24 protein-coding genes and 1 riboswitch are annotated in these 23,569 nt (G+C 65.1%); of the genes, 16 read left to right on the plus strand and 8 right to left on the minus strand.

The window, feature by feature from the left end; all coding sequences use genetic code 11:
• Positions 1–306: 306 nt before the first annotated feature.
• Entirely contained in the window at positions 307–1,425 is a 1,119-nt protein-coding gene (mutY, locus tag FS320_RS11950) for an A/G-specific adenine glycosylase (protein WP_152711817.1), read from the minus strand.
• A gap of 57 nt (positions 1,426–1,482) precedes the next feature.
• On the opposite strand from mutY, the gene FS320_RS11955 reads away from it, so the two are divergent.
• The 9 genes from FS320_RS11955 (at position 1,483) to FS320_RS11995 (ending at position 9,748) form a co-directional block, all read left to right on the plus strand.
• A complete protein-coding gene (locus tag FS320_RS11955; RefSeq protein ID WP_152711747.1) occupies positions 1,483–1,992 on the plus strand; it encodes a DUF721 domain-containing protein in 510 nt (169 codons plus the stop codon).
• A 72-nt stretch (positions 1,993–2,064) separates the two neighbouring features.
• Positions 2,065–2,703, plus strand: coding sequence for a DsbA family protein (locus tag FS320_RS11960; RefSeq protein ID WP_152711749.1), 639 nt, complete (start codon positions 2,065–2,067; stop codon positions 2,701–2,703).
• A 45-nt stretch (positions 2,704–2,748) separates the two neighbouring features.
• Complete coding sequence (gene smc, locus FS320_RS11965; protein ID WP_152711751.1) at positions 2,749–6,216, plus strand: chromosome segregation protein SMC; 3,468 nt, start codon at positions 2,749–2,751, stop codon at positions 6,214–6,216.
• Positions 6,217–6,422: 206 nt separating this feature from the next.
• Entirely contained in the window at positions 6,423–6,794 is a 372-nt protein-coding gene (locus FS320_RS11970; RefSeq protein ID WP_152711753.1) for an AtpZ/AtpI family protein, read from the plus strand.
• 59 nt (positions 6,795–6,853) lie between these two features.
• Positions 6,854–7,582: a F0F1 ATP synthase subunit A gene (locus FS320_RS11975; protein ID WP_152711755.1), complete on the plus strand. Its 729-nt coding sequence runs from the start codon at positions 6,854–6,856 to the stop codon at positions 7,580–7,582.
• 55 nt (positions 7,583–7,637) lie between these two features.
• Positions 7,638–7,862 (plus strand): F0F1 ATP synthase subunit C, encoded by a 225-nt coding sequence (locus FS320_RS11980; RefSeq protein ID WP_152711757.1) that lies wholly within the window; start codon positions 7,638–7,640, stop codon positions 7,860–7,862.
• A gap of 120 nt (positions 7,863–7,982) precedes the next feature.
• Complete coding sequence (locus FS320_RS11985; RefSeq protein WP_152711759.1) at positions 7,983–8,531, plus strand: F0F1 ATP synthase subunit B family protein; 549 nt, start codon at positions 7,983–7,985, stop codon at positions 8,529–8,531.
• Between the two features lie 13 nt (positions 8,532–8,544).
• Positions 8,545–9,030, plus strand: a complete 486-nt coding sequence (locus FS320_RS11990) for a F0F1 ATP synthase subunit B family protein (RefSeq protein ID WP_152711761.1) — start codon at positions 8,545–8,547, stop codon at positions 9,028–9,030.
• Positions 9,031–9,097: 67 nt separating this feature from the next.
• Positions 9,098–9,748 carry an HAD family hydrolase gene (locus tag FS320_RS11995; RefSeq protein WP_152711763.1) on the plus strand — a complete coding sequence of 217 codons (651 nt, stop codon included), beginning with the start codon at positions 9,098–9,100 and terminating at the stop codon, positions 9,746–9,748.
• Between the two features lie 209 nt (positions 9,749–9,957).
• On the opposite strand, the gene gcvPB is transcribed toward FS320_RS11995, so the two are convergent.
• The 5 genes from gcvPB to gcvT form a co-directional block, all read right to left on the minus strand.
• The gene (gene gcvPB / locus FS320_RS12000; RefSeq protein ID WP_244627103.1) at positions 9,958–11,601 is read right to left on the minus strand and encodes an aminomethyl-transferring glycine dehydrogenase subunit GcvPB; all 1,644 of its coding nucleotides are present in this window, start codon (positions 11,599–11,601) and stop codon (positions 9,958–9,960) included.
• Complete coding sequence (gene gcvPA, locus FS320_RS12005; protein ID WP_152711765.1) at positions 11,601–12,941, minus strand: aminomethyl-transferring glycine dehydrogenase subunit GcvPA; 1,341 nt, start codon at positions 12,939–12,941, stop codon at positions 11,601–11,603. The genes gcvPB and gcvPA overlap by 1 nt, the downstream gene beginning before the upstream one ends.
• A 108-nt stretch (positions 12,942–13,049) precedes the next feature.
• Positions 13,050–13,526, minus strand: coding sequence for an OsmC family protein (locus FS320_RS12010; protein ID WP_152711767.1), 477 nt, complete (start codon positions 13,524–13,526; stop codon positions 13,050–13,052).
• Between the two features lie 14 nt (positions 13,527–13,540).
• Complete coding sequence (gcvH, locus tag FS320_RS12015) at positions 13,541–13,915, minus strand: glycine cleavage system protein GcvH (RefSeq protein ID WP_152711769.1); 375 nt, start codon at positions 13,913–13,915, stop codon at positions 13,541–13,543.
• 21 nt (positions 13,916–13,936) lie between these two features.
• Entirely contained in the window at positions 13,937–15,085 is a 1,149-nt protein-coding gene (gcvT, locus tag FS320_RS12020) for a glycine cleavage system aminomethyltransferase GcvT (protein ID WP_152711771.1), read from the minus strand.
• Between the two features lie 157 nt (positions 15,086–15,242).
• Positions 15,243–15,334: riboswitch (glycine riboswitch) on the minus strand.
• Between the two features lie 170 nt (positions 15,335–15,504).
• On the opposite strand from gcvT, the gene FS320_RS12025 reads away from it, so the two are divergent.
• Positions 15,505–16,809 carry a hemolysin family protein gene (locus FS320_RS12025; protein WP_152711773.1) on the plus strand — a complete coding sequence of 435 codons (1,305 nt, stop codon included), beginning with the start codon at positions 15,505–15,507 and terminating at the stop codon, positions 16,807–16,809.
• Between the two features lie 3 nt (positions 16,810–16,812).
• Here FS320_RS12025 and FS320_RS12030 read toward each other — a convergent pair whose 3' ends face one another.
• Complete coding sequence (locus FS320_RS12030; protein ID WP_152711775.1) at positions 16,813–17,373, minus strand: hypothetical protein; 561 nt, start codon at positions 17,371–17,373, stop codon at positions 16,813–16,815.
• A 39-nt stretch (positions 17,374–17,412) separates the two neighbouring features.
• A complete protein-coding gene (locus FS320_RS12035) occupies positions 17,413–17,925 on the minus strand; it encodes an invasion associated locus B family protein (protein WP_152711777.1) in 513 nt (170 codons plus the stop codon).
• Between the two features lie 312 nt (positions 17,926–18,237).
• On the opposite strand from FS320_RS12035, the gene coxB reads away from it, so the two are divergent.
• From coxB to FS320_RS12060, 6 genes are all read left to right on the plus strand, one after another.
• On the plus strand, positions 18,238–19,095 hold the full coding sequence (gene coxB, locus FS320_RS12040; protein WP_152711779.1) for a cytochrome c oxidase subunit II: 858 nt from the start codon (positions 18,238–18,240) through the stop codon (positions 19,093–19,095).
• 28 nt (positions 19,096–19,123) lie between these two features.
• Positions 19,124–20,743: a cytochrome c oxidase subunit I gene (gene ctaD, locus FS320_RS12045; RefSeq protein ID WP_152711781.1), complete on the plus strand. Its 1,620-nt coding sequence runs from the start codon at positions 19,124–19,126 to the stop codon at positions 20,741–20,743.
• 133 nt (positions 20,744–20,876) lie between these two features.
• Entirely contained in the window at positions 20,877–21,833 is a 957-nt protein-coding gene (locus FS320_RS12050; RefSeq protein WP_152711783.1) for a heme o synthase, read from the plus strand.
• A gap of 4 nt (positions 21,834–21,837) precedes the next feature.
• On the plus strand, positions 21,838–21,999 hold the full coding sequence (locus FS320_RS45915; protein ID WP_162866276.1) for a hypothetical protein: 162 nt from the start codon (positions 21,838–21,840) through the stop codon (positions 21,997–21,999).
• Between the two features lie 10 nt (positions 22,000–22,009).
• Positions 22,010–22,600, plus strand: coding sequence for a cytochrome c oxidase assembly protein (locus FS320_RS12055; RefSeq protein ID WP_152711785.1), 591 nt, complete (start codon positions 22,010–22,012; stop codon positions 22,598–22,600).
• 68 nt (positions 22,601–22,668) lie between these two features.
• Positions 22,669–23,526, plus strand: coding sequence for a cytochrome c oxidase subunit 3 (locus FS320_RS12060; protein WP_152711787.1), 858 nt, complete (start codon positions 22,669–22,671; stop codon positions 23,524–23,526).
• Positions 23,527–23,569: the final 43 nt, after the last annotated feature.

Below are 23,569 nucleotides of genomic sequence, written 5' to 3' on the forward strand. Positions count from 1 at the left end.
TCCTGATCGAGCCGGCTCATGCGCTCCTCCGTGTCGTCCCGTGACACGGTAGGTCGACTTCAACCGGAGGCGACATCTCGTAAATCTGGCCGTCGCCTTACTCACACATTCGCGCGTCGCGCTACAGCCCACACCGCCCCGTCATCACCGGCCTTGTGCCGGTGATCTCGATCATGTGGAATGCCGAGCCTCACCGTATCGGGATGACCGGGACAAGCCCGGCCATGACGGGAAAGGTGTCGCCCGGTCGAACCTCCCCTGCCCCCCACAAGGGTGAGGGAAACAGCGCCCTGTGTTGAAAGGGCTTCACACGCTCTTCGCCTGCTTTTGACCTGAGGTCTTTGCCTTCGCTCCCGGCAACTCTCCCAGCGCATGCACCAGCACCTTCTTCATGGCGCCGGGCAGCGCCTCCTCGTGCAGGGTCATGCGCGGCGTCCAGCGCATGTCTTCGGGCGCGGGCGTGCCCTTCGCGACCTTGGCGAAGAGCACCGTGAGTTCGAGTGGAAAATGGGTGAACACGTGTTTCACCGTGCCCGGCAGACGCTGCCAGCGCGCCTCCATGGGTGCGTCGAGCACGGCGCGGGAGGGCTCGTAATCGGGCTCCCAGGCACTCGTCGGCGGCTCGGCCATGCCGCCGAGAAGCCCTTGCGGCGGGCGGGTGCGGAGCAGGATCGTGTCGTCGGCGCGCAGCACCACGAACGCCGCGCCCTTGCGCAGCTGCCCGCTCTCCTTCTTCTGCTTTCTCGGAAACGTCTCCTGCAGGCCCTCGGCGCGGGCGCGGCAGGGCACCATCCAGGGGCAAAGCGCACAGGCGGGGCGCTTGGGCGTGCAGATGGTAGCGCCGAGATCCATCACGGCCTGCGCGAAGTCGCCCGGCCGGTCCGCCGGCACCAGGGCCTCGGTCAGGGCGCGGATCAGAGGCTTGGCCTTCGGCAGCGGCTCCTCGACCATGAAGATGCGGGACATGACCCGCTCTACATTGCCGTCCACCGCCGCCGCCTTCTCGTTGAAGGCGATGGCCGCGACCGCTGCTGCCGTATAGGCGCCGATGCCGGGAAGCTTCAGGAGCTCCGCTTCCGTCCCCGGAATGCGTCCACCATGCTTATCCACAACCGCCTTGGCGCAGGCATGAAGATTGCGGGCGCGGGAATAATAGCCGAGCCCCGCCCAAGCCTGCATGACCGCCTCGGAGGGCGCCTCGGCCAAGGCCTCGACAGTCGGGAAACGCTCGAGGAACTTCAGGTAATAAGGTTTGACCGCCGCCACCGTCGTCTGCTGCAGCATGATCTCGGAAAGCCAGACGCGGTAAGGGTCTGCGGTCACGCCGGGCCTGGCACGCCACGGCAGGTCCCGCCGGTGATGATCGTACCAGGCGAGGAGATCCTGCGGGTCGGGCTTGGTCGCGCTCGAAGCGGGCGTTAACATGTGATGTGGAATAACGATCCTCATCGCAGATTCCAACGCGGCTTTTGGACATTCAACATGAGACGACCGAGACCTCTCGCCCGCCCGCTTGCCGAGTTTCTCGACGTCTGCCTGTCCCCCAGCCTGGCGGCGCAAGGCTTTGCCACCTCCGACATCATCATGGCCTGGCCCGATATCGTCGGCGAGCGGCTGGCCGCCTTCACCCAGCCCCTCAAGATCGAATGGAAGCGAAAAGGCCCCCATGCAGATCCGGAGGCGCGGCCCGACCCGGCCACCCTCGTGATCCGGGTCGAGAGCGCCTTCGCCCTCGAACTCCAGCACCTCGCGCCGACCGTCATCGACCGGGTGAACACCTATTACGGCTGGCGCTGCATCGGAAAGCTGGTGCTGAAACAAGGGCCCGTGCGGCGGGTTGAGAAGAAGCGCCCGACCGCGCCCGTTCTCACTCCTGCGGATCGGGAGAAGGTCGGCAAGGCCGTCCAGCCCATCGAGGAGGAAGCCCTGAAGGCCGCGCTCGACAGGCTGGGCCAAGCCATCGTCGGCTCCGGTTCACGCACGAAAGCGTGAGATGGCCGACGCTTGCCAGAAAACCCAAGTCATTCTACCGCAGGACGAAATCTCTTCAGGAGCCTCCCCACGATGATCACCCGGCGTCAGACGCTTCAGCTTCTCGGAACCGCAGCCGCGACCGCCTATCTCGCCACGAGCCTGCCGGCCTTGGCCCAGAACGTGGCCGTTCAGGACCTTGCGGTCCCCGGCCCCCTCGGCGACGTGGCCTTGGGTCCGGAAAACGCCAAGGTGACGATCATCGAGTACGCCTCGATGACCTGCTCGCACTGCGCCAATTTCCACAAGACCACCTGGCCGGAGCTGAAGAAGCGCTACATCGACACGGGCAAGATCCGCTTCACCTTACGCGAATTCCCGCTCGATCCGCTCGCTACGGCCGGCTTCATGCTCGCCCGCTGCGACGGCAACGACAAGTATTACCCGATCACGGACCTCCTCTTCGAGCAGCAGCGGAACTGGGCCTTTGTGGACAAGCCGCTCGACGCCCTGCGCGGGCTCATGCGCCAGGCAGGTTTTTCACAGGAAAAATTTGACGCTTGCCTCAAGGACCAGAAACTATATGACGCGGTGAATGCGGTGAAGAACCGGGGTATGGAGCAGTTCCGTGTGGACTCCACGCCGACTTTCTTCATCAATGGTCAGCGTCATCCTGGAAGCCTGTCGATCGATGAGATTGAAAAGGTCATCAAGCCTCTCCTGGGAGAATAAGCTCCCTCAACCCGCCCCCGAGGGGCGGGGCGGGAAGGCGCGTCCATGAAGCTGACGCGCCTTCGCATCGCAGGCTTCAAGACCTTCGTCGAGCCCACCGATTTCCTGATCGAGCCGGGCCTGACCGGCGTGGTCGGGCCGAACGGCTGCGGCAAGTCCAACCTCGTCGAGGCCCTGCGCTGGGTCATGGGGGAGAACTCCTTCAAGAACATGCGCGCCACGGGGATGGACGACGTCATCTTCTCAGGCTCCTCCGGCTCGGGGGGCCGTCCGGCCCGCAACTGGGCCGAGGTGATGCTCACCATCGATAATGCCGAGCGCACGGCCCCAGCCGCCTTCAACGACACGGATCTCCTGGAAATCTCGCGTAAGATCGAGCGCGAGGAAGGCTCGACCTACCGGGTCAACGGCAAGGAAGTGCGGGCCCGCGACGTGCAGATCCTGTTCGCGGATGCCGCCACCGGGTCCCGCTCGCCGGCGCTCGTCCGCCAGGGCCAGATCAGCGAGATCATCTCGGCCAAGCCCCAGGCCCGCCGCCGCATCCTGGAGGATGCCGCCGGCATCGCCGGCCTCCATGCCCGCCGGCACGAGGCCGAGCTGCGCCTCAAGGCGGCCGAGGACAACCTGGTTCGCGTCGAGGACGTGACCCGCGAGCTGGAAAGCCAGATCGAGAGCCTGAAGCGCCAGGGCCGCCAGGCATCCCGCTATAAGAACCTCTCGGCCGAGATCCGCCGTCTCGAAGCCCTGATGTATGCCATCAGCTTCTCCGAGGCCCGCGAGCAGGCGGCCACCGCCGAACGCCAGGTCGCCGAGGATCTCAAGGCGGTCGCCGACGCCACCGAGGAGCAGACCCGGGCCGCCACGGCCCAGGCCGTCTCCGCCCATGGCATTCCGGCCCTGAGGCAGGCCGAAGCCGCCGCCGCGGCCGCCCTGCAGCGCCTGACCCATGCCCGCAACGAGCTCGAATCGGAAGAGCGCCGCTCCAAGGAGCGCGTGGTCGAACTGGAGCGCCATATCGGCGATCTGAACCGCGACATCGCCCGCGAGGCGGCGCAGCGTACGGACGCCGAAGCCACCATCGAGCGCCTCCAATCGGAAGCCGCCGAGATATCGCTCACCACCGACGGGGCGGACGATGTTCGCGCCGATGCTGAGGAGCGCCTTCAATCCGCCGAGGCCGAGCTGGCGGAAGCCGAGGGCGCCTTAAGCGCCCTTCAGGCCCAGACCTCCGACCTCAATGCCCGCCGCGCCGCCTTGGAGCGCGCCGTACGCGAGGAGATGGAGCGCGCCTCCCGTTTCCGATCCGAGAAGGAGCGGCTCGAGCGCGAGATCGCGGCGCTCTCCGCTTCCCCCGAAGATGGCCCCTCTCTCGACGACCTGCGCGAGGAAGCGGCCATTGCCGAGGAAACGGCGCAAGGCGCCGAAGAGGCGGTGATCGAGGCGCGTGAGACCCTCTCGGTCGCCCGCGAGGCCGAAAACCGCCTGCGCCAGCCCCTCAACGAGGCCGAGCGCAAGGCGCAGCGGCTCGAGACCGAAGCCCGGACGCTCGCGAAGCTGGTGACATCCGCGACCGGCGATCTCTGGCCCCCGGCCGTCGACCAGATCACGGTTCAAAAAGGCTACGAGACGGCGCTGGGCGCAGCCCTCGGCGACGATCTCGAAGCCTCGACCCATCCTTCGGCGCCGCACCATTGGGCCGAGACCCATGCGGGCGACAGCGATCCAGCGCTGCCGGAGGGCGTCCGCTCCCTGGCGGATCTCGCCCAGGCTCCGGCTGCCCTGCAGCGCCGCCTGCGCCAGATCGGCGTGGTGAGCAAGGCCGACGGCCTGCGCCTGCGCGACCTTCTGAAGCCGGGCCAGCGCCTGGTCACCCAGGAAGGCGACCTGTGGCGCTGGGACGGTTTTACCGCTGCCGCCGAAGCACCCTCCCCGGCTGCCCGTCGCCTGGCGGAAAAGAATCGCCTCGGCGATCTGGAGCGCGATGCCGCGGAAGCGCGTGAGCAGGCCGAGCACCTGCGCCACGAGGCGGAAGCGGCGGGTGAGGCGGTCCGCAAGGCGGCCTCCCATGAAACGCAGACCATCGAGGCCGCGCGCCGGACCCGTCAGGCACTCGATGCCGCCCGGACGCGGCTCGCCGCCGCGGAGCGCAAGGAGGCCGAGCTCGGCCAGCGCCGCTCGGCCCTGCAGGAAGGCCTGACCCGCCTCTCCGAGAGCGAGGCGGAAGCCCTGGAGCGCGTGCAGGATGCCGAGGGCGCCCTGCAGGACCTCGCGCCGGCGCCCGATCTCGAAAGCCGCCTGCTCGAGGAGCGCACCCGCGTGGCCGAGCGCCGTGCTGCGGCCTCCGAGGCGCGCGCAGCCCTGCAATCCCTCATGCACGAAGCCGAGCTGCGCCGCCGTCGGCAGGATGCGATTGCTGCCGATACCCGCCTCTGGACCGAGCGCGCCGCCCGCGCCGCCAAGGCGTTCGAGGATCTGGGCGAGCGCCTGGAGCGGGCCCTGGACGAGCACCAGCGGCTGCTGGAAGCGCCCGACACCTATCTCATGCGCCGTCGCGCCCTCATGGCCGAAGTCGAAGAGGCCGAGGCGAAGCGCAAGGAAGCCGCCGACCATCTCGCCGATGCCGAAACCGGCCTTGCCGAGACGGACCGCGCCGCCCGCGCGGCTCTGGAAGCCTTGTCCGCCGCCCGCGAGGCCCGGGCGGGCTCGCAGGCACGCCACGAGGCCGCCGTTGCGCGTCTCGCCGAGATCACCCGCAACATTGCAGAAAACCTGGAGACGACCCCGGCGGGGCTCATCGAGCTTGCGGGCCTGAAGGAAGGCGTCGAGCTGCCCTCCCACGGGGAGATCGAATCCAAGCTTCACTCGTTGAAATCCGACCGGGAGCGCCTCGGCGCCGTCAATCTGCGGGCCGACGAGGAACTGACCGAGCTCGAGACCAAGTACAACAGCATCGCGGGCGAGCGCGACGACCTCGTCGAGGCCATCAAGCGCCTGCGCCAGGCCATCGGCAGCCTCAACCGCGAGGGCCGCGAGCGCCTGCTGGCTGCCTTCGACGTGGTGAACAACCATTTCCAGCGTCTTTTCACGACTCTCTTCGGCGGCGGTACGGCGGAGCTCACCCTGGTCGATTCGGACGATCCGCTGGAAGCGGGCCTCGAAATCCTGGCTCGGCCGCCGGGCAAGAAGCCTCAGAGCATGACCCTGCTGTCGGGCGGCGAGCAGGCCCTGACGGCCACTGCGCTGATCTTCGCCGTGTTCCTCACGAATCCCTCTCCGATCTGCGTGCTCGACGAGGTCGACGCGCCGCTCGACGACGCCAACGTGGAGCGCTACTGCGCTCTCCTGGAGGACATGGCCCGCCAGACCGAAACCCGGTTCGTGGTCATCACCCACAACCCGATCACCATGGCCAGGATGGATCGCCTCTTCGGCGTCACCATGGCCGAACGGGGCGTCTCGCAGCTCGTCTCCGTCGACCTGCAGAGCGCGGAGCGCATTCTTGAGGTAGCCTAAGGCTTTCAGCCCTGCCTTGCTCCAGCCTCAAAAACATGTGCGCTTTGAGCTGCAGCTTGCCTGAAAACACTGATACCGAAGCCTTTTCAAAGGCTTAGATCTTTTCAGACGGTTCTTGACAGGGGGGACCCCCGCTCATATGGTGCGCCCGGCTTTCGGGGCTGGGCTTCCAAGCATTTTCCCGCAACGCTTCAAAGGAGATCGCAATGGCGGACCCTCACGAGCGGAACGGTGAAAATGAGCGGAAACCGGGCAGCGCCGACGATGCCGACCTGTCAGCGAGACTGAAGTCTCTCGATGCACGGATCTCCCAAGCTTCCGCGCATCGAGCCGAGTCGGAACCTCGTGCCCGTCCGACGTCAGATTCCAGCGCTCTCGGCCAAGCCTTCAGGCTCTCGGCAGAATTCGTTGCAGGGGTCGCCGCCGGCGGAATTCTGGGTTGGATTGTCGACCGCCTGTTCGGGACGTCCCCTTGGGGTCTGATCGTTTGTCTGATACTCGGCTTCTGCGCCGGGATGCTCAACCTGATGCGAGCAGCCGGGATGGTCAAATCGGCCCGGTATGACGACAAGCGGTAACGAACCCGACCTTCGAACGCCGAACGGCATTTGATAACATCGAACTTTGAGAGCGGATCATGGCGAGCCCGATCGAACAATTCCAGATCAAGCCCATCATTCCGGTCATCAACTTCACCAATTCGTCCCTGTTCATGATCGGCGCAGCCGCCGTGATCGTGGGTGGCCTGATGCTGGCGACCCGCAAGCGCGCCGTCATTCCGGGCCGCGCCCAGTCTGTGGCCGAGGTCCTGCACGATTTCGTCGCGAACACGCTGGTCGATGCGACAGGCAAGGAGGGGATGAAGTTCTTCCCCCTCGTCTTCTCCCTCTTCATGTTCGTGCTGACCGCCAACCTGCTCGGCATGATCCCGGGCTTCTTCACGGTCACCAGCCACGTCATCGTCACCTTCGCCCTGGCCATGCTCGTCATCGGCACGGTGGTGGTCTACGGCTTCATGAAGCACGGCACTCATTTCCTCGGCCTCTTCGTGCCGTCGGGCGTGCCGGTTTGGCTTTTGCCCTTCATCGTCGTCATTGAGGTTATCTCATTCCTCTCCCGCCCGATTTCGCTCAGCCTGCGTCTCTTCGCGAACATGCTCGCGGGACATATCGCGCTGAAGGTTTTCGCGGGCTTCGTCGTTAGCCTTCTGGCTGCCGGCGGCGCCCTGACGATCCTCGCTCCGCTGCCGCTCCTCATGGCGGTTGCTCTCATGGCGCTCGAGTTCCTCGTCGCCGCTCTGCAGGCCTACGTCTTCACGGTGTTGACCTGCATCTACCTCAACGACGCGCTGCACCCGGGCCACTAGGTCTGCGCTGAGTTACACCTTCCCTCCCGATCACAGTATTCCCAAGGAGATCACAATGGATCCGGTTGCTTTCAAGTACCTCGGCGCGGGCCTCGCCTGCATTGGCATGGGTCTCGCCGCTATGGGCGTTGGCAACATCTTCGGTAACTTCCTCTCCGGCGCTCTGCGCAACCCGTCGGCGGCCGACAGCCAGTTCGCCCGCGCCTTCATCGGTGCGGCGCTCGCAGAAGGTCTCGGCATCTTCTGCCTCGTCGTCGCTCTCGTTCTGCTCTTCACCTAATCTCAAGACGGTGATCGGGAGGTCGAGGCGTGCGAACGCTTCGCCTCGACCAGGGTGACGGCGGGCTCAACCGCCGTCATTCATTGTTTCTAGGATTGTCTATCCTTTAGGATCTGCTCCATGGCTCAGGCTCAGACGAACCACGCCACAACAGAGGCCCCCGGTGGCGCTCATGAGGATATCGGCTTTCCGCCCTTCGAGACGGAAACCTATGCCGGTCAGCTCCTCTGGCTGGCGATCACTTTCGTGGTGCTCTACACCCTGCTCTCACGGCTGGTCCTCCCGCGTCTGGGCGGAATCATCGAGAACCGCCGCGCGATGATCGCCAACGATCTCGACGACGCGGCTGCCATGAAGTCCCGCGCGGAAGAAGCCGGCACCGCCTACGAGGCGGCTCTCGCCGCAGCCAAGGGCCGTGCACAGGCACTCGCGCAAGAAACCCGCGCCAAGCTCTCCACCGAGAGCGACGCGAACCGCAAGGCACTCGAGGCCGACCTCAACCAGCGCCTGGCCGATGCGGAAGCGACGATCACTTCCAAGAAGGCGGAGGCCATGAGCCACGTGGATGCCATCGCCCGCGACACGGCTTCCGCTATCATCGAGCGCCTGACCGGCAAGGTCCCGGCCCCGCAGAAGGTCGAAGCCGCTCTCAACCAGATCAAGGCCTGATCGGGAGATCCGCATGTTACATAGCGCTGAATTCTGGGTTGCGGTCGCCTTCGTCATCTTCTGGGGTATCCTGTTCTACAACGGCGTTCCAGGGAAGGTGATGAATCAGCTCGATTCCCGCGGCAAGCGGATTGGCGACGAACTGGCCGAGGCCAAGCGCCTGCGCCAGGACGCCGAGCGGCTCCTCAAGGAATACGAGTCCAAGCGCGCCGCTGCCGAGCGCGAGGCTGCCGACATCGTGTCCAATGCCCGCGACGAGGCCGAGCGCCTCGCCCGCGAAGCCCAGGAGAAGATGGCCGACTTCGTGAAGCGTCGCACGGCCACCGCCGAGGCCAAGATCGCCCAGGCCGAGGCCCAGGCCTCCGCCGACGTGCGCGCCGCCGCTGTCGACGCCGCCATCAAGGCCTCCGAGCGCGTCCTGCGCGACGAGATCACCGGCACCACCGCTGCCTCGTTCGTGACGGCCAGCCTCAACGACGTGCGCACGAAGCTGCAGTAACGGCTTCGTTCCGGACGAACCCTATCAAGGCCGCCCTCCGAGGCGGCCTTTTTGCTTGGAGGATGTGATGCTGCTGATCTTCGACTGCGACGGAGTCCTGGTCGATTCGGAGCCTTTGAGCTGCCGGATCGATGCAGAGGTCCTGACGGAATGCGGTGTTCCCTACACGGCCGAGGAGGTGGCGCGCGACTTCACCGGGGTCAGCATCAAGGACCAGATCACCCGCATCGAGATGGAACGCGGGATCAGGCTTCCCGACGATTTCACGGAACGGCTCAACCGCACACTGTTCCAGCGCTTCGAGACGGACCTGAAGCCGATCGACGGCGTGCGGGACGCCATTCTCTCCCTCCCCTTCCCCCGTTGCGTCGCCTCGTCGTCCATTCCTGAGCGAATCGCGTTGTCGCTGCGGGTCACCGGCCTGGCGGACCTGTTCGACAACATCTTCAGCTCGACCCAGGTCGCGCGCGGGAAACCCGCGCCGGACCTGTTCCTGCATGCCGCGAGCCGGATGAACACGCTTCCCGAGGAGTGCCTGGTGATCGAGGATTCCATCGCGGGCGTTCAGGCCGCCCGAGCCGCCAGCATGCGCGTCATCGGCTTCGTCGGCGGCAGCCATTGCGGACCGGGACATGCGGAGAAGCTGCGTCAGGCGGGTGCTCCCGTCATCATCGAGCGGATGTCCGATTTGCCGGCCGCCGTGTCGACCTCCTGCTAACCACCGCGTCATCACCGGCCTTGTGCCGGTGATCCCGATGCAAGGAGCGCGATGCTCTCCAAAGCGGGATGGCCGGGACCGATCCCCGTATCAAGCTCGGGGACGGCCATGACGAGGAACAGATATCCCGCGTTTCCGTATGCCCAAAGCGAAGCGCCCCGAAATGAAAATGCCCGGCACGAGGCCGGGCATTTGGATTCTTAAGAGTTTTACTCCGCCGCTTCCGCCACCGGTGACGGCGGCGTCCACTTGAGGACCGGGTTGCGAGCAGCACGGGTCTCGTCGAGGCGGCGGCGGGGGGCGTGGTAGGGGGCGCCGGTGAAGCGCTCCGTGTCGCCGTTCTTCGCAGACATGGCGAGGTCGCGGAGCGTTGCGATGAAGAGATCCAGCGAGGACTTCGATTCGGATTCCGTCGGCTCGATCAGCATCGCGCCATGCACCACCAGCGGGAAGTACATGGTCATCGGGTGGTAGCCCTCGTCGATCATGGCTTTCGCCACGTCGAGGGTGGTCACGCCCGTGTCCTTGAGCCACGCATCGTCGAACAGCACCTCGTGCATGCAGGGCTTGTTGCCGAAGGGAAGCGACAGGAGATCGGCAAGGCCTGCGCGGATGTAGTTGGCGTTGAGCACGGCGTCTTCCGATGCCTGCTTCATGCCATCCGCGCCATGCGACAGCATGTAGGACAGAGCGCGCACATACATGCCCATCTGGCCATGGAAGGCCGTCATGCGGCCGAAAGGCTTTTCCGCTGCATCCGATTCCTGTTCCACCAGCTCGAAGCCATCCTTACCGGCCCGCACGAACGGCACAGGGGCGAAAGGCGCAAGGCGGGCGGAGAGCACCACCGGACCCGAGCCCGGGCCGCCGCCGCCATGCGGCGTCGAGAAGGTCTTGTGCAGGTTGATGTGCATGGCATCGACGCCGAGGTCGCCGGGCTTCGCCTTGCCGACGATGGCGTTGAAGTTGGCGCCGTCGCAGTAGAAGTAGGCGCCTGCATCGTGGATGGCTTTCGCAATCTCCGCCACCTGCGGCTCGAAGAGCCCGCAGGTGTTGGGATTCGTGAGCATGATGGCCGCGACATCGGGACCGAGGCGCTCCTTCACGTCCTCCACATGCACCCAGCCGTCCTCGCGCGCCGGCACGGGCTTCACCACGAAGCCGATGAGAGCAGCAGTCGCCGGGTTCGTGCCGTGGGCCGAATCGGGCACCAGCACCACATTGCGGGTCTTGCCCTCGCCCTTGGCTTCGATGGCGGCCTTGATCGCCATCATGCCGCAGAGCTCGCCATGCGCGCCGGCCTTCGGCGACAGCGCCACCGCCGTCATGTTGGTGAGGGTGACGAGATAGCGCCCGAGCTCGTTCATCAGCTCCAGCGCGCCCTGCACGGTCGAGACCGGCTGCAGCGGGTGCACGTCGGAGAAGCCCGGCAGGCGCGCCACGCGCTCGTTCAAGCGCGCATTGTGCTTCATGGTGCAGGAGCCGAGCGGGAAGAGGCCCGTGTCGATGCCGTAGTTCTGCTGGCTGAGGCGCACGTAATGGCGCATGGTCTCAGGCTCGGAGAGACCCGGCAGCCCGATGGGCTCCTTGCGCTCCAGCCCGCCGAGGCGCGGCTCGAAATCCTCCGGCTCGTCGAGGTCGACGCCGGTCGTGTCATAGCGGCCGATTTCGAAGAGCAACGGCTCCACCTGCGCCAGCGCCTTGTTGCCGGTGAAAGTCGGATGGCTGCCGGCGCCGGATGGAGCGCGGCTGGCATCACCCTGCAGGCGAGCAGCCTGATCGCCCATGCCGGCGGCCGGATCGGACATGCCGTGAGCCTGCGGAGCGGAGGGACGTCCCTGGCGGTTCAACATCACAGAACCTCCTTCAAGGCGGCACAGAGGGCCGCGCGATCATCATCGGTGTTCACTTCGGTGGAAGCGACGAGCAACAGGTTGTGGAGGCCGGCGCCCGGCAGGAGGCGTGACACGGGCACGCCCGCGAGCACGCCCTTTTCGGCCAGCCGCTCGACCACGTCCGCCGCGGGCTTTGCGAGCTTCACGGTGAATTCGTTGAAGAACGTCTTGTTGAGAACCTCGACGCCCTTCACGGCTGCGAGCCCGTCCGCCAGCTTCACCGCATTCGCATGATTGATGCGGGCGAGCCGCGACAGGCCTGCCTCGCCGAGCAAGGTCATGTGAATGGTGAAGGCGAGCGAGCAAAGCCCTGAATTGGTGCAGATATTCGAGGTCGCCTTGTCGCGGCGGATGTGCTGCTCGCGGGTCGAGAGCGTCAGCACGAAGCCGCGATTGCCGTCCGCATCCACCGTCTCGCCGCAGAGGCGGCCCGGCATCTGGCGGATGTATTTCGACTGCGTGGCGAAGAGGCCGACATAAGGCCCGCCGAAGTTCAGCGCATTGCCGATCGACTGTCCCTCGCCCACCACGATGTCGGCGCCCTGGCTTCCGGGAGATTTCAGCAGGCCCAGCGACACGGCTTCCGTGAACACGGCGATCAGCAGCGCGCCGTGCTGGTGCGCCTTGTCGGCGATGGCCTTCAGGTCACGCACATTGCCGAACACGTCCGGTGTCTGCACGACGACGCAAGAAGTCTTGTCGTCGATCTGCGAGAGGATGTCCTCGGTGCCGCTCACATCCGGGTTCATCGTCACGACTTCGTCGCTCGCCATGTCGGACAGGGTTCTCACCACGTCGGCATAATGCGGATGCAGGCCGCCGGAGAGAACGGCCTTGCGGCGCTTGGTGACGCGATGCGCCATGAGCACCGCCTCGCCCGTGCCCGTGGAGCCATCATACATGGAGGCATTCGCCACATCCATGCCGGTGAGCGCGGCCACTTGCGTCTGGAACTCGAAGAGATATTGCAGCGTGCCCTGTGCGATCTCCGGCTGATACGGCGTGTAGCTCGTCAGGAACTCGGAGCGCTGAATCAGGTGATCGACGGTCGCCGGCACGTGATGCTTGTAGGCGCCCGAACCGACGAAGAACGGCACGGACGAGGCGGAGATGTTCTTCGCGGACATGCGGGAGAGGATGCGCTCCACCTCCAGCTCGCCCTTGCGGCGCGGCAGATCCACCGGCTCCTTGAGGAGCAGGTTCTTCGGCACGTCGGCGAACAACTCATCGACATGGTTGACGCCGATCCGTGCGACCATCTCGCCGCGGTCGGTGTCGGACAAAGGCAAATAGCGCATCGGCAAAAAACCTTGGGTGAGTTAGAGCATTTTGCGCAAAAGCGGATACCGGTTTTGCGTCAGAAAATGCAGCTTTCCATGAACGTAGTGCGTTACCATGGCGACGCACTACGGCGAGGGAATGCCGGCCACGACAATCTCCGTGAGAACGGAACTGGCGATGAAGCATTCCTTGTGAGCGAGGTGATGCATGTCGGCGATCTGCTCCGGCGTCGGAACCTTGTCGCCCGAGAATTCGATTCTTGGGTCCAGGGTGACCTTGGACACGAATAGCTTGCCGTTCTCGTTCTTAGTCATGATCCCGAGCGCTTGGTCCTCGTAAGCATCGACGACGAAGCGCTTCTTGGCGGCAATCGACAGGAAGGTCAGCATGTGGCAGCTGGAGACCGCCGCCACGAAGGCTTCTTCCGGATCGACGGCATCCTCCCGCGAGAGAGGCAACGGCACGACGGAGGGCGACGCGGAGCCCGGCACTTCGATGCCGCCATCGAAGCTCCAGGTGTGGCCGCGGCCGTAGCGGTTGTCGGAGAAGGTCTCGTCCGCTCCGCGCATCCAGCGAATTGTCGCCTTGTATTCGTGCGCCATTGCCGTGTTCTCGTTCAGGAGATCGACTTCACGAATTCCTGGTACTGCTCTTCGGTCATGAGGCCGTCGAGCTCTCTCTGGTCCGTGAGGCGGATCTTCATGAACCAGCCCCGGCCGGCGGGATCCTCGTTGACCGTGCCGGGAGACGATTCGAGATCGCTGTTGACCTCGACCACTTCGCCGGACACCGGAGCATAGACTTCGCTCGCGGCCTTCACGCTTTCGACGACGGCGGCTTCGTCGCCCTTCGACAGGGTCTTACCGACGCTCGGCAGCTCCACGAAGACGACATCCCCGAGTTGGCCCTGGGCGTAGTCGGAGATTCCGACGATGCCAGCATCGCCCTCGATGCGGACGTATTCGTGATCCTTGGTATAGCGCGTGGTCATGGTGAATTCCCTCTTTGAATGTCAGCGCTTGTAGCGATGGGGGGCGAAAGGCATGGCCGCAACCTTGGCCGGCAGCGGCTTGCCGCGAACGATGAGGTGAAGGTCCGTGCCGGCAGCGGACACGTCCTTCGTGACATAGCCCATGGCGACCGGGCCGTTGACCGTGGGACCGAAGCCGCCGGAGGTCACGATGCCTACCTCGCGGCCATCGGGCGTCGTGATGACGGCTCCCTCGCGGGCCGGAGCACGGCCCTCGGGCTTGATGCCGACGCGCACACGCGCGGCACCGTCCCTGATCTCGCGCTGAACGCGCTCGGCTCCTGGGAAGCCCCCCTCCTCGCGGCGGCGCTTCTGGATCGACCAGATCAGGCCCGCCTCGATGGGCGAAGTCGTGGTGTCGATGTCATGGCCGTAGAGGCAAAGGCCCGCTTCGAGGCGCAGCGAATCGCGCGCACCGAGGCCGATGGCCTTCACCTCCGGATCGGCGAGGAGCGTGTTCCAGAGCTTGGCGGCATCTGCGGCGTGGCAGGAAATTTCATAACCGTCCTCGCCCGTGTAGCCGGAGCGGGAGACGTGGCACCAGATGCCATCGATCTGCACGTCGGCCGACATCATGAACGGCAGATCGGCGGTCTCGGGCGCGAGCTTGGCGAGCACGCCCTCGGCGGAGGGCCCCTGCAGGGCCATCAGCGCCAGGCCGTCCTTGGGGTTCAGGGAAACGCCCTTGGGCAGGCGAGCCTGGATATGGGCGTAATCGGCGTCCTTCATGGAGGCGTTCACCACCAGATAGAGCCAGCCTTCGTGACCGGGGGCGCCGACGCGGGTGACCATGAGGTCGTCGAGAATGCCGCCGTCGTCCGCCAGAAGCTGCGAATAGCGCTGCTGGTTCGGCTTCAGGTTCAGGACGTCGGCGGGAATCAGCGCCTCGATCGCCCTGGCCACGGTCTCGTGGCTCTTGTCCTCGGCGACGAGGAAGGCCTGGCCCATGTGCGAGACGTCGAACAGGCCCGCATGCTCCCGGGTCCAATTGTGCTCGGTCAGGATGCCGGCGGGGTACTGCACCGGCATGTCGTAGCCGGCGAAGGGCACCATGCGGGCGCCAAGGGCCACATGCTCGGCATGAAGCGGGGTTTGCAGGAGCGGCTCGTCGCTATGCGCTGGCTCGGCCATCGGGTTCCCTCAAAGGTGCGCGTTCCATCGAGCCTTTCGGCCCGTTGCTGTGCGCCCCCTCTGTCCCGAGACCTGAGAGATTTCCCTTACCGCTTTCGCGGCAGGTTACGCCCGTCGGTGGGCGACGCTTTGAAACGTCGCCGCTTTCCAGAGTGCCAGCTCCCGCGCGGTCCTTTGGCCTGAGCGTTTCCGGGGCGGTTGCGCCTTCGGCGCCGGACGCTGAGGTCCGGTCTCTTCCGCGGGGATCATCGGCTGGGTTTAAGCTCTGAAGAGGAATTGCACTCCTGTCAACAAAGCAGGCTGCCGCACGGGATATCTCCCCGCCTTAATTGACGGCAGCCTCCGGACACTCCATCCTAAGCGCCTCATTCACAGAAGGGGAGAACGCGGCCTGATCCGGTCGGCAGCTCCACGCATCGTTGCTCGAACTGATCATCGCTCTCGCTCTCGTCGCCCTCAACGGCGTCTTTGCTCTTTCCGAACTCGCCATCGTCTCCGCCCGCCGGGCCCGCCTCAAGGCCATGGCCGAACAGGGCCGTTCAGGCGCCGACACGGCCCTGACCCTGATGGAGGATTCGGGCCGTTTCCTCTCCACGGTCCAGATCGGCATCACCCTCGTCGGCATCCTGGCCGGTGCCTTCTCGGGTGCCGCGCTCGGCGACCGGCTGACGCAGATCTTTCTTGCCCAGGGCATGCCCGAGGGTGCGGCCGAGCCTCTCGGCTACGGCATCGTGATCGGCATCATCACCTATCTTTCCATCGTCATCGGCGAGCTGGTGCCGAAGCAGATCGCCCTGCGCAATCCGGAGGGCATCGCCTGCACCATGGCGCCCATGATGCTGGTGCTCTCGAAGGTCGCCGCCCCCGCCGTCTGGTTGCTCAACGCCTCCACGAGCCTGATCTTCCGCCTCCTCGGGGCCAAGTCCGACGACTCGTCGACCGTTACGGAAGAAGAGATCAAGATGCTCGTCGGCGAGGCCGAGAGCGCCGGCGTGATCGAGGAGGAGGAGCGGCGCATGATCTCGGGCGTGCTGCGCCTCGGAGACCGCACGGTGCGCGGGCTCATGACCCCTCGCACGGATGTGGACTGGATCGACCTCGACGACGACGACGAGGCGATCCGCGAATTGCTAATCGAAACGCCGCATTCCCGCCTGCCCGTCAGCGAAGGGACGCCCGACAACGTGATCGGCGTCGTCCAGTCGCGCGAGCTTCTGGCGGCCATGCTGTCGGGCCAGCCCCTGGATATCCGCGGCCACGTGCAGCAAGCCCCGGTCATTCCGGATACGCTCTATGCCCTGGATGCGCTTGCGACCTTGCGCGATGCGGAGGTGCCGATGGCGATCGTCCATGACGAGTACGGGCACTTCGAAGGGGTCGTGACCCCGGCCGATGCCCTGGAGGCCATCGTGGGCGCCTTCCGCTCCGACGGGGAGACGCCGGAGCCGGATGCCATCCGGCGCGATGACGGCTCATGGCTGCTCGCGGGCTCCATGCCGGTCGACGAAATGGCCGAGGTCCTGGGCGTTACGCTGCCCGAGACCCGCAGCTATCACACGGTCGGGGGCCTGGTGATCAGCGAACTCCAGCATTTGCCCAACACGGGCGAGCATGTGGACACCCTCGGCTGGCGCTTCGAGGTGATCGACCTGGACGAGCGGCGGATCGACAAGGTCCTGGCCGCTCCTCTCAACCAGAGAGCGGGCGCCGCAACGCTCTATTGAAGCTTAGCCGCGCCGGCCTGCCGCGCGGCCGCCGAGGCCGACCTCGATCTCGAAGCTGTTGGCATAGGAGGCGGGAACCACGATGCCCTCTTCGATCACCGACACGGTCGTCCGGGACTGTCCGGCCGGGATCGCGGCCGCGACGTGGCGGGACCGGTTGGCGAAGACGGTCGAGCCGTCCTTCACGACGATCTGGATCGGCACGTCGTAGCGTCCCGACGATCCGCCAACGCCCACAAGCGCCCGCGCCTCGACGCCGACCTTGACCAGAGTCGAGCCATCCGGCTGACCGATGCATTCGCGCGCCACCTCGCCCAGAGACACCTGGCTTCGGACGGAGCCGCCCTCCCCGCCCCCGCGGACCTGGATCGCGGCGCCCCCATCGACGATGTCGACGGTCGGGCAATAGACGTCCCGGATCTCGGCCGACTGGGCCGGCGCCTGGGTCGTTCCCGCCGTGAGCAGCATGTCGCCCACGCCGAAGCCGCCCTCTCCCGGCGCGCCGCAGCCCGTCAGGGCCGACAGGCCGAGCACAGCGAGCGTCCACCCGGCCTTCCGGCTCAATCCATCTCTCATGTTCGCCCCCACCTTCTTGTTCATCTGTTACGGAAGGGCATCGAACCCGGCCGCGAATCCGTTCAGGGACACGGGAATCCCGATCCCCTCCTCAGGCGTCTGGAAGACGATGAAGGTGGCCGCCTGACCCGTCTTCATCTGGTTGATCAAGTTGTCTTCCATCACGACCTCGGCCACGCAGCCCGTGGCCAGGCAGCGCACGAACCCGGCGCGGCCGATATCCGTCTGGTCGATCTTGAGACCCAAGCCTGACGGCAACAGAATACCAAGAGGCGCGACGACGCGCAGGAGGCGGCTTTTACCGTCGGCGGTTTTCAACACAATAATGACGAGGGTGACGTTGGGGCGGTCCTCGGCGACGACGTTCTGCACGAGGGCGCATTGCTCGGCCGTCGCGCCCGCCGGCGTCTCGCAGCGCATCTGCCATTCCCCGTAGGTGTTCTTGACCATGCCCTGAGCGCCGGCGCCACTGGCCCCGAAAAGGGCCGACAGCCCCAGGATTGCCGCCGCACAATGGCGAGCCCACCGCGATGCGCCCATCGGTTTCTCCATTCAATAACCCTGCTGAAAGGGTCGCGGCCGGCCGCCGCTTCGGTCCATCTTTGGCCCGTTGGGACCATGGCAGGGGGCGCGATGTCAAGCGAGAGGGGCTGTTTGGAGGGCCGAAATGATTTTTGGCGGTTATGACGCACAGTTTGGAACGCTTCTACCGTTGCGCTTGAGCGCGTCCTGTGATCTTTGACGCAGATCAAAGGTGATGGCGCAAGCCGGGCACCGCCTTCCGCACGCCCGCGCCTTCCCCGATGCTTTCATGGCCATGCGCCACACATCTTTAGGAGCTTTGGAACGCCGATGCGGATCGAGACTGGACGTCGATCGGTGACCGCCCTCTCCACGGCAGCGGTCGCACTTGTGTTGGGCATAAGTGAGGCATGGGCCGCCGCCGGCCGGCCCTCCCCCTGGGAAACCGGCATGCAGGAGATGGTGACCGAGTTGGGACAGAGCGTGTCCAACTTCCACACATACCTGGTTTGGCTGATCACGGTGGTCTGCCTTTTCGTGCTGGCCCTGCTCCTTGTGATCGTTGCCCGCTTCAACGAGCGCAAGAACCCGGTTCCCTCACAGACCACCCACAACACCCTGCTCGAGGTGGCCTGGACCATCGTTCCGGTCCTGATCCTCGTAGCGATCGCCATTCCCTCCTTCCGTCTCCTGCGCCAGCAGCTCGTGCCGCCGCAGGCCGATCTCGTGGTCAAGGCGACGGGCTATGCCTGGTACTGGGGCTATGAGTATCCGGCCGACCAGGGCGGCGGCTTCAAGTTCGATTCGAACATGATCACCGATGCCAAGGACCTGAAGCCGGATCAGCCGCGTCTGCTGGGCGCCGACAACGCCATGGTCGTGCCGGTCGGCAAGATCGTGCGCGTTCAGGTGACCTCCGCGGACGTGATCCACGCCTTCGCGATGCCGTCGTTCTACATCAAGGTCGACGCGGTTCCCGGCCGCCTGAACGAGGTCTGGTTCAAGGCCGAGAAGGAAGGCGTCTATTACGGCCAGTGCTCGGAGCTCTGCGGCAACGGCCATCCCTATATGCCGATCGAAATCCGTGTCGTGAGCGAGCAGCAATTTGCCGCTTGGCTTACCGAGGCGAAGCAGAAGTATGCTTCGACCGAGGGCTCAGCCCCGCTCAAGTTCGCGACCGCTCAGTAATTGTAAGAAGGACCACAGAGGTCTCATCATGGCACATGCAGCTGATGCCGCTCACGCGGATCACCACGATCATCTTCCGAGCTTCTGGCGCCGGTGGTTCTATTCCACGAACCACAAGGATATCGGCACGCTCTACCTCATCTTCGGCTTCACGGCCGGCATCGTCGGCGGCCTTCTGTCCATCGGCATGCGCCTGGAGCTCCAGGAGCCCGGCCTCCAGTTCTTCTCGAACCCGCAGGCCTTCAACGTCTTCGTGACCGGCCACGGCCTCATCATGGTGTTCTTCATGGTGATGCCCACGCTCATCGGGGGCTTTGGCAACTGGTTCATCCCGCTCATGATCGGCGCGCCGGACATGGCCTTCCCGCGGATGAACAACATCTCCTATTGGCTTACCGTTTCGGGCTTCTGCCTGATGCTCTGCTCGCTCTTCGTCGAAGGCGCTCCAGGCTCGCTCGGCTTCGGCGGCGGCTGGACGGTCTACCCGCCGCTCTCGACCGTGGGCCATCCCGGCCCTGCGCTCGACTTCGGCATCCTGGCCCTGCACCTTGCCGGTGCGGCCTCGATCCTGGGCGCGATCAACTTCATCACCACGATCCTCAACATGCGCGCTCCGGGCATGACGCTGCACAAGATGCCGCTCTTCGCCTGGGCGATGCTGGTGACCGCGTTCCTGCTTCTCCTGTCGCTGCCGGTTCTCGCGGGTGCGATCACGATGCTGCTCACCGACCGCAACTTCGGCACGACCTTCTTCGAGCCGTCGGGCGGCGGCGACCCGGTGCTCTATCAGCACCTGTTCTGGTTCTTCGGCCACCCCGAAGTGTACATCATGATCCTGCCGGCCTTCGGCATCGTGTCACACATCATCTCCACCTTCTCCAAGAAGCCGATCTTCGGCTATCTCGGCATGGCCTACGCCATGGTGGCGATCGGCGTGGTCGGCTTCGTCGTGTGGGCGCACCACATGTACACCGTCGGCCTCTCGCTCCAGACACAGGCCTACTTCGTGTTCGCCACGATGGTGATCGCGGTTCCGACCGGCGTGAAGATCTTCTCGTGGATCGCCACCATGTGGGGCGGCTCCATCCGCTTCACGGCGGCCATGCAGTGGGCGGTGGGCTTCGTGTTCCTGTTCACGGTCGGCGGCGTCACCGGCGTGGTGCTGGCGAACGCTCCCGTCGACCGCTACATGCACGACACCTATTACGTGGTGGCTCACTTCCACTACGTGCTGTCGCTCGGCGCGGTCTTTGTGATCTTCGCAGGCATCTACTATTGGTTCCCGAAGATCACCGGCTACATGATCCCCGAATGGATCGGCAAGCTGCACTTCTGGGTGGCCTTCATCGGCGCCAACGTGCTGTTCTTCCCGATGCACTTCCTCGGCCTCTCCGGCATGCCGCGCCGTTATGCGGACTATCCGGACGCCTTCGCCGGCTGGAACCTCGTCTCCTCGATCGGTTCCTACATCTTCTTCGCCGGTCTCTTCATCTTCATGTTCGGCGTCGTCTATGCCTTCATCCGCAAGGAAAGAGCTGCCGCCAATCCGTGGGGTGAAGGTGCAACGACGCTGGAATGGACCCTGTCCTCTCCGCCTCCGTATCACCAGTTCGAGACGCTGCCCCGCATCGTCGACACCGGACACTAACCAAAGCGAGCCGGGCGGCCCTATGCCGCCCGCTCCTCCCCAGAGGGCTTGCGATGACAAGCCTTCCGGCGAGGAGCCGACAATCCGGAGGCCTTTTTGGCCTCGTCCCGGCATTTCGGAAGATCAATCAGTCATGAGCACCATGTCGAACAGTTTGGCCGATAACCACGCAGAGCAACTTGCCACGGCAGGCCTCTCGCAGGGTGACGTGTCCGACTTCTTCGCCCTTCTCAAGCCGCGCGTGATGTTTCTCGTCGTGTTCACGGCGCTCGTCGGCATGGTCGTGAGCCATCCGGACGTTCATCCGGTCGTGGCGTTCGTGTCGCTGCTGATGATTGCCGTCGGCGGCGGCGCGTCAGGCTGCCTGAACATGTGGTGGGATGCGGATATCGACGCCATCATGATCCGCACCCGCAAGCGTCCGATCCCGGCCGGGAAGATCCAGCCGGGTGAGGCTCTGGCGTTCGGCGTGACGCTCTCCGTCGGCTCGGTGATCATTCTCGGTCTCGTCAGCAACTGGCTTGCGGCCGGGCTGCTCGCCTTCACGATCTTCTTCTACGTGGTCGTCTATTCCATGTGGCTGAAGCGCTCGACGCCGCAGAACATCGTCATCGGCGGTGCGGCGGGCGCCCTCCCCCCGATCGTCGCGCAGGCTGCCGTCACCGGTCATGTCGCGTGGGACAGCGTCGTGCTGTTCGCCATCATCTTCATGTGGACGCCGCCCCATTTCTGGGCCCTGGCCCTGGTGAAGTCGGGCGATTACGAGCGCGCCGGCATTCCCATGATGCCGAACGTCGCCGGCCCCGATTCCACACGCTTCCAGATCCTGGCCTATACCGTTCTCCTGGCCCCGCTCGGCCTGGCCCCGGTGGCTCTCGGCTTCGGCGGGCTGGCCTATGCCATCATCGCGCTGATTGGAGGCCTCGGCATGCTGGCGCTCGCGGTGCAGGTCTATCGCGTACGCCAGGACGAGCCCGCCATGCGCGTGGCCCAGCAACTCTTCGGCTTCTCGATCCTCTATCTCTTCCTGCTCTTCGCGACCCTTCTCGCGGAGCATGGCTTCGGCTTCTTCCGGCCGGTCTTCGGGTGATCGGATGGCCGGTAACAAAGCTCCTCATAGCCTGACCCCCGAGGAACAGAAGCGCCGTCGCAAGCGTTCGCTTGCTCTGGCGCTCATTCTCGGTGCCCTCGTGCTGATTTTCTACGTGGTCACGATCGCAAAGCTTGGGCCGGGCGTCATGCAGCGGCCTCTGTGAGATTGAATCGATGGCAGAAACCTCCAACCTTCAACGCAAGATGCACCGCACGGCCTTCGCCTGCGTCGGCGTCGCCGTGGGAATGGTCGGCCTCGCGTATGCTTCCGTGCCGCTCTACGATCTCTTCTGCAAGGTCACCGGCTTCGGCGGCACCCCGATTGTCCGCGATGCCAACGGCTCGGAGGTCATGGACCGGACGATTGCCGTCCGCTTCGATTCCAATGTCGCGCCCGGCCTGAACTGGCGCTTCGCGCCGGAGAAGCCGGAGGTCAAGGTCAAGCTCGGCGAGACCACGACGGTCTATTACAAGGTCACCAATACCGGCGACAAGGCGAGCACGGGCATCGCCACCTACAACGTGCAGCCCGATCTCGCCGGGACCTATTTCTCCAAGCTCGAATGCTTCTGCTTCACCGAGCAGACCCTGCAGCCGGGCGAGACCCTGGAATCAGCGGTCGTATTCTACGTCGATCCCCGCCTCGTGCAGGATCCCGACGTGAAGGACCTGACCTCTCTCACCCTCTCCTACACCTACTTCCCCTCCAAGGGGGGCAAGCCGGTGGCGGAGGTGACATCATCCACCAAACCCATTGCGCAATAAGGGACGTGACAAGCTGGGCGGAAACGTCTTAAAGCGAGTTCACATTCGAGGCACGGAGACGACACGAAATGGCCGAGGCCCACGCCAAGAACCACGACTACCACATTCTTGAACCGAGCCCGTGGCCGCTCATCGGCGCGGTCAGTGCCTTCCTGATGGCATCCGGGTTCGTGACCTGGTGGAAGGACATCGCCATCGCCGGGATGCATCTCGGTCCGTTCATCTTCGGCGCGGGCATCATCGGCGTGCTCTACACCATGCTCAGCTGGTGGACCGACGTGGTGCGCGAGGCCAATACCGGCTACCACACCCGCGTGGTCCAGCTTCACCACCGCTACGGCATGATCATGTTCATCGCCTCGGAGGTGATGTTCTTCGCTGCCTGGTTCTGGGCCTATTTCGATGCCGCCCTCTATGCCGGCGACCCGCAGCTCTATGCCCGCGTCGAGGCTCTCGGCGGCGTCTGGCCGCCCAAGGGCATCGAGACCTTCGATCCCTGGCACCTGCCGCTCCTCAACACCCTGATCCTGCTCACCTCCGGCACCACGGTCACCTGGGCGCACCACGCGCTGCTGGAGAACGACCGTCAGGGGCTCAAGGCGGGCCTGTGGCTCACGGTGATCCTGGGCCTGATCTTCACCTGCGTTCAGGCTTACGAGTACAGCCACGCCACCTTCGGCTTCAAAGGCAACATCTACGGCGCCACCTTCTTCATGGCGACGGGCTTCCACGGCGCGCACGTGATCATCGGGACGATCTTCCTGGCCGTCTGCCTGCTGCGCACCTATCGCGGCGACTTCACGCCCAAGCAGCACCTCGGCTTCGAGTTCGCGGCCTGGTACTGGCACTTCGTCGACGTGGTGTGGCTCTTCCTCTTCGCCGCCATCTACGTCTGGGGCTTCGGCGGCCACGCAGCCGGCCACTAAGTCGCTCAGTACAACAAACTCAGCAAGGGCGGCTCCTACAGCC

It is taken from the genome of Microvirga tunisiensis (assembly GCF_009296175.1).
Lineage (GTDB): Bacteria > Pseudomonadota > Alphaproteobacteria > Rhizobiales > Beijerinckiaceae > Microvirga > Microvirga tunisiensis.